Annotated in this window: 3 protein-coding genes; all 3 read left to right on the top strand. The window is 61.2% G+C overall.

Annotation, left to right across the window (positions count from 1 at the left end):
* Positions 1 to 750: ABC transporter substrate-binding protein (locus AAC083_RS16470; protein WP_108537175.1), on the top strand; the 750-nt coding region annotated here is incomplete at its 5' end.
* Entirely contained in the window at positions 747 to 3,200 is a 2,454-nt protein-coding gene (locus tag AAC083_RS16465; RefSeq protein ID WP_108537174.1) for an ATP-binding protein, read from the top strand. The genes AAC083_RS16470 and AAC083_RS16465, both read left to right, overlap by 4 nt.
* A complete protein-coding gene (locus AAC083_RS16460) occupies positions 3,184 to 4,461 on the top strand; it encodes a sigma-54-dependent transcriptional regulator (RefSeq protein ID WP_108537173.1) in 1,278 nt (425 codons plus the stop codon). The genes AAC083_RS16465 and AAC083_RS16460 overlap by 17 nt, the downstream gene beginning before the upstream one ends.
* Positions 4,462 to 4,950 lie beyond the last annotated feature (489 nt).

Raw genomic sequence — 4,950 nt, 5'->3', positions numbered from 1 at the left:
ACCCACATGATGGTGGAGAGCGTCCTACAGCAGTATGGCTGGGAGCAGGGTTGGGCCCTGTTGATGCGACTCGGCAGCAATCTGTCGGCCATCACTGCGCGCAGTTTCGGGGTGAGCGATGGCATAACGCGCGGGCTGGCCGGCGCCGGACTGGTGATCGACAGCTATGCCTTCAACAGCCAGGTCCGCTTCGATCACGTCGGTTTCAACATCATGCCGGACTCCGTGATCCTGCCTACCTATCTGGGGGTGACCCGCAGCAGTGCCAATCCGGCCAACGGGGCCCTGTTCATCCAATATCTGTTGTCAGCCAGGGGGCAGGCCATCATAGGGACTCCCGGCATGGCCAAGGCCACCCTGAGTCAGCCGGCGCTGGCCAGGCAGACCCGTTATGTTACCGACAAGGCGCTGTTGTACCGGCGAGCTGGCCTGCTCAAGGCGCTGTTCGAACAGACCATTATCCAGCAGATGCCCAGGCTGAAAATGACCTGGCAGGGGATTAACGGAGCGGATACCCAGCAGGAACCCTGGCGGATCAAATTGCTGGAGCAGGCGCGCCGCAAGGCCAGCATGCCCCCCCTGAACGAACAGCAGGCGCAGGACCCGGCGCTGCTCGCGTTGTTCGATGGCATGTACGATCGAGAGCAGGGAAATCCGCAGGCAGAGCGGGTGATGCACCAGTGGCGTCAGGTGATGGAGGGGCGACTGAACGAGGCACAACGGCTGGTAGAGCAGGCGGTCAAGCCATGAGCCGGCTGGGGCGCAGCTTGCGCATGCCGAGCAGTCTGGGACGTCGGCTCATCCTCGCCTTTGTGGCCATCACGACCCTGACCGGGATCATGGGGATGGCCGCTTACATGGTATGGGAGCGGCTGGGACAGCAGGTCAACCTGATTGTCGAGGAGAGCCTGCCCGCCATCGGTAGCGCCTATCAGCTGGAACGCGCCAGTTCCCGCTTGTTGTTGCTGCTGGCCCAGTTGCGAGACACCCGGGATCCGGTGCAGTACCAGCGGCTCTCCAGGTCGGTTTCCTCCACCCTGCGGGACATCCAGAATGCCTATCTGCTGGGTACGCCGGGAGATCAGGAGACGCCGTCGCAGCGGCATACGTTCGATGAATTGAGCGCGCTGGTGGCGGAGCACGCCGCCTATCTAGAGCAGCAGATCGATCACTTCGAAACCCTGCAGCAGCTGCAAAAGCGCAGCAACTGGCGGCATCAGGATCTGGTGGACGACGTCGTCCCCCTGCTGCAGGAAGTGGAGTGGCATCTGACCAGCATGGTGGCCAGCTCGGATGACATGGGCGAGTTTGGCAGTGTCATCAAGGAGTTTTCCGTCCTGCAGGATCTGACGTTCAAGGAAAACGAGTTGCAGGCGCTGGTCAACGAGGTCATTACCCAGCGGTATGAACAGGATCTGGAAAGCGCGTTTCTGTTCATCGGTTACAAGATTGACGAGATAGATGAGCTGACTTCCCGCCTGGCAGAGTACCCCTCGACCGTCAGCTATCGCCAGATCCTGCAGGATATAGTGACCCTGGTGAAGCCGGATGGTCAGCTGCACCAGCTGCTGCAGGCGGATGCCTTGACTCACCAGCGGCTGGCGGCTCTGCGGCCCCAGCTGGATGATGCCGTATCGCGCTATCACCAGCGGGTGAGCCTGACGGTGAGCGAGGCAAACCGTTCTCTCAGTAAGCTGGGGCACAACAGCAGCCAGATGGTGGCGACCGGCAAACTGGTGATCCTGGTGGTACTTGCGCTCGCCATCTTGCTCAGCATCTTTGTGTTGGTGGTGCTGATCGGTCGTCGCCTGATCGGGCGGCTCGATGTGCTGGGGCAGGATCTGGCACGGGTTGCGGCGGGCAAGATGGATCTGCCGGTCAGAACCAGCGGGCGGGACGAGATCGGCCAGCTGGGGGAGAGCCTGCGCCATTTCTGTCAACAGTTGCAGCAGATGGAACGGGCCAACGCCCTGAACCTCATCAACAATACCCAGGCCTGTCTCATCACTTGTCATCCCGATGGCACCATTGAGTCGGTCAACCCGAGTGCGCTGACCCTGTTCCAGCAGACGACCATCAAACCGGATCAGCCGCTGTGGCAGGCTGTTCCCGAAGAAGCCAGGACTGTGCTGGCCAGCCAGTTCCTGCCGGGACAGCCGCTGTATCAGCTCGGTCATAGCGAGTGCACGGTTGCCAGCGAGCGGGAGGGCAAGCCCCGTTTCCTGCACTTCAATCTGCGTCGCTTCGAACAGGGGCGGGGACACAGATTTATCATCACCATCACGGATGTGACCCGCCAGGAGCTGACCGCCAGGGAGTTGGCGCAATTGGTGGAGGATCGTACCCGAGAGCTGACCGAGAACAACCATCTGCTGGCAGCAGAGGTGGTGCAGCGGCAGCATGCCCAGCGCAACCTGCTGCAGGCCCAGGATGAGTTGATCCAGGCTGCCAAGATGGCAGTGGTGGGGCAGGCGATGACCAGTCTGGCCCATGAACTCAACCAACCCCTGTCGGCGATGATGACCTATCTCTACACCAGTCGGGCTGCGCTCGATGCCGGGCAGTTCGAGACGCTGGGCGAAGACCTTGGCAAAATAGAGAAACTTAGCCAGCGTATGAGTCGTATTATCACGGCGCTGCGCAATTTTGCGCGCAAGTCGCCGACCGAAGAGACCCGCATCCGGCTCGATCTGGGTGAGGTGGCCGAACAGGCTCTGTTGCTGCTGGAGACGAGGGCCAGACGGGATGGTTGCATCCTGAGGAACGAGCTGCCCGCCGGGCTCTGGATCGAGGCCGATCCCGTGTTGGTGGAGCAGGTGCTGGTCAATCTGTTGGTGAACGGGATGGATGCCATCGCCGGGTTGGCAACCCGCGAGATCCGTCTGTTGCTGCTGGAACAGGGGGGCAGTCAGCTCAAGATTGCCATCGCCGACAGCGGTGCCGGCTTCGGTGAGGCCATCTTGCCCAGATTGTTTACCCCCTTCACCACGTCCAAGGAGGTTGGATTGGGGCTGGGGCTGACCATCTGTCGCTCCCTGCTGGCCCGTTGTGACGCCGGGATCTTGCTAGGCTCGGCCCTGACGGGTGGCGCCATGGTGATCCTGGAGTTCAGCGGGATCCGTGTACTCTGCCCATCCGGGAGCCCAGTCTCTGATGAGCACATAAACGAGGAGAGGTCTGTCGATGTTGTTACCCCGTAGCCGCCCGGCCAACGTCTTGTTGGTGGATGACGATGAGGACGTGCTGGAGTCTTATTGCCACCTGCTGCGGCTCTCCGGTTATCACCCCAGAGCCTCCGCCTCGGCCCACGAGGCATTGACCCTGCTCACTGCCCAATGGCCTGGCGTGGTGGTATCCGATATCTACATGCCCGCCATGAACGGTATGGATCTGCTGACCCGGGTACAGGAGATAGACGCCGAGATCCCGGTCATCATGATCACGGGTCACGGCGATATTCCCCTGGCGGTGCGAGCGGTGAAGCAGGGTGCATTCGATTTTCTGGAGAAACCGCTCAACCCCCATGCTTTGCTGGCCCTGTTGGAGCGAGCCTGCCATCAGCGCAGCGCCACTCTGGCGCGCCGCAGCGAGATCCAGGCAGCAGTCGATGACGAGCTGATTGGTACCAGCCCGCAGATAGTGGCCATTCGCAACCAGATCAGCCAGTTGGCACAGACCGACAAGGATCTGATGCTGGAGGGGCCTGCCGGCTCTGGCCGGCACACGCTGGCCCTGTTGCTGCACAGGATCAGCGCGCGCAAGGCACAGCCATGCCATCTGCATGATTGCGTGTCGGCAGGCTCGCTGGCCGAGATACAGGCCAGTCTGGCTCTCGTGGAGCAGGGTACCCTGGTGTTGCAATCTCCCGCCAGACTCACGGCCGAGTGCCAGCGCTGGCTGGGTAACCATCTGCTGGATCAGGAGCGCAAGGGGAACAAGTCCCTGCGAACCATAGCGCTGTTTGACGAATCGCCGGAGGGGCTGGTGGAACGACACCAGTTGATGCCGGAGCTTTACTACTTCCTCTCTCAGGTGAGGCTCAAGTTGCCACGGCTGGTCGAACGCAGTTGCGACATCATCCCCCTGTTTCGGGCCTTTCTGCGTCAGGGCTGCAAACGGATTGGCCAGCCCGTGCCAGCGGTGGACCGCGCCTATCTGGAGACGCTCAAGCGGCATCAGTGGCCCGGCAATTTGCGCGAGCTCCGGAACGTGGCCGAGCTCTATGCGGTGGGCATCGTCAAGCTGGCGGGCGTTGAGCGGGCGATGCCGCTGGCCAGCGCCAAGGAGCCGCTGGACGATCTGGTGGAAGAGTTTGAACGGCGGGTGATCGAAGATACCCTGTTCCTGTTCTCCGGTCGGGTGACCGAGGCCGCCCACTACCTCGGGATCCCGCGCAAGAAGCTCTATCTGCGGATGAAGAAACACAATCTCGACAAGGAGCAGTTCAAGCCCACCAGCTGAACGGTCAGAGTTTGAATCGCGGCACAGTGGTGGCCAGCTGTTGGCCCTGGGCCCCAGCGGGCCACCGGTCTGGCGAATGAGCTCCAGGTTCTCCAGCATGGCGCTGTCATAGCCCGCGACGACGCTCAGATGGTGGTTGAGCTCGGTGCTGACGCTGCTCGGTGTAACGGGTGTGACGTTTTGGTGAGATTCATATGAGGGTTTCAAAGTCGGGCTGGAACCGTCAAAATTTGAGTTATTATCGGTACATCATCGAGTCCGGCCGATACAGATAAGAGCGAAACTTGTTCAGGGCGTGAACAGCGGATTCTATTGTGTCGGCGAAGGGGTACATCATGAGATGTCCAAGGTGTCTGAAAGAAGGGGTTGAGAAGGCATTGGATGAGCGGGTGGGGCGGGCCTGCGCCATGGGATGTGGTGCTGCTGGTGGTTATGCCTGTGCAGCCACTTTCGCCAAGGTTGGTGCTGGCATGGGGGTAACCCTGGGAG

Origin of the sequence: Aeromonas sp. HMWF014 (assembly GCF_963878295.1) — a bacterium.
Lineage (GTDB): Bacteria > Pseudomonadota > Gammaproteobacteria > Enterobacterales > Aeromonadaceae > Aeromonas > Aeromonas popoffii.
This window is presented reverse-complemented; position numbering and strand designations above follow the sequence as displayed.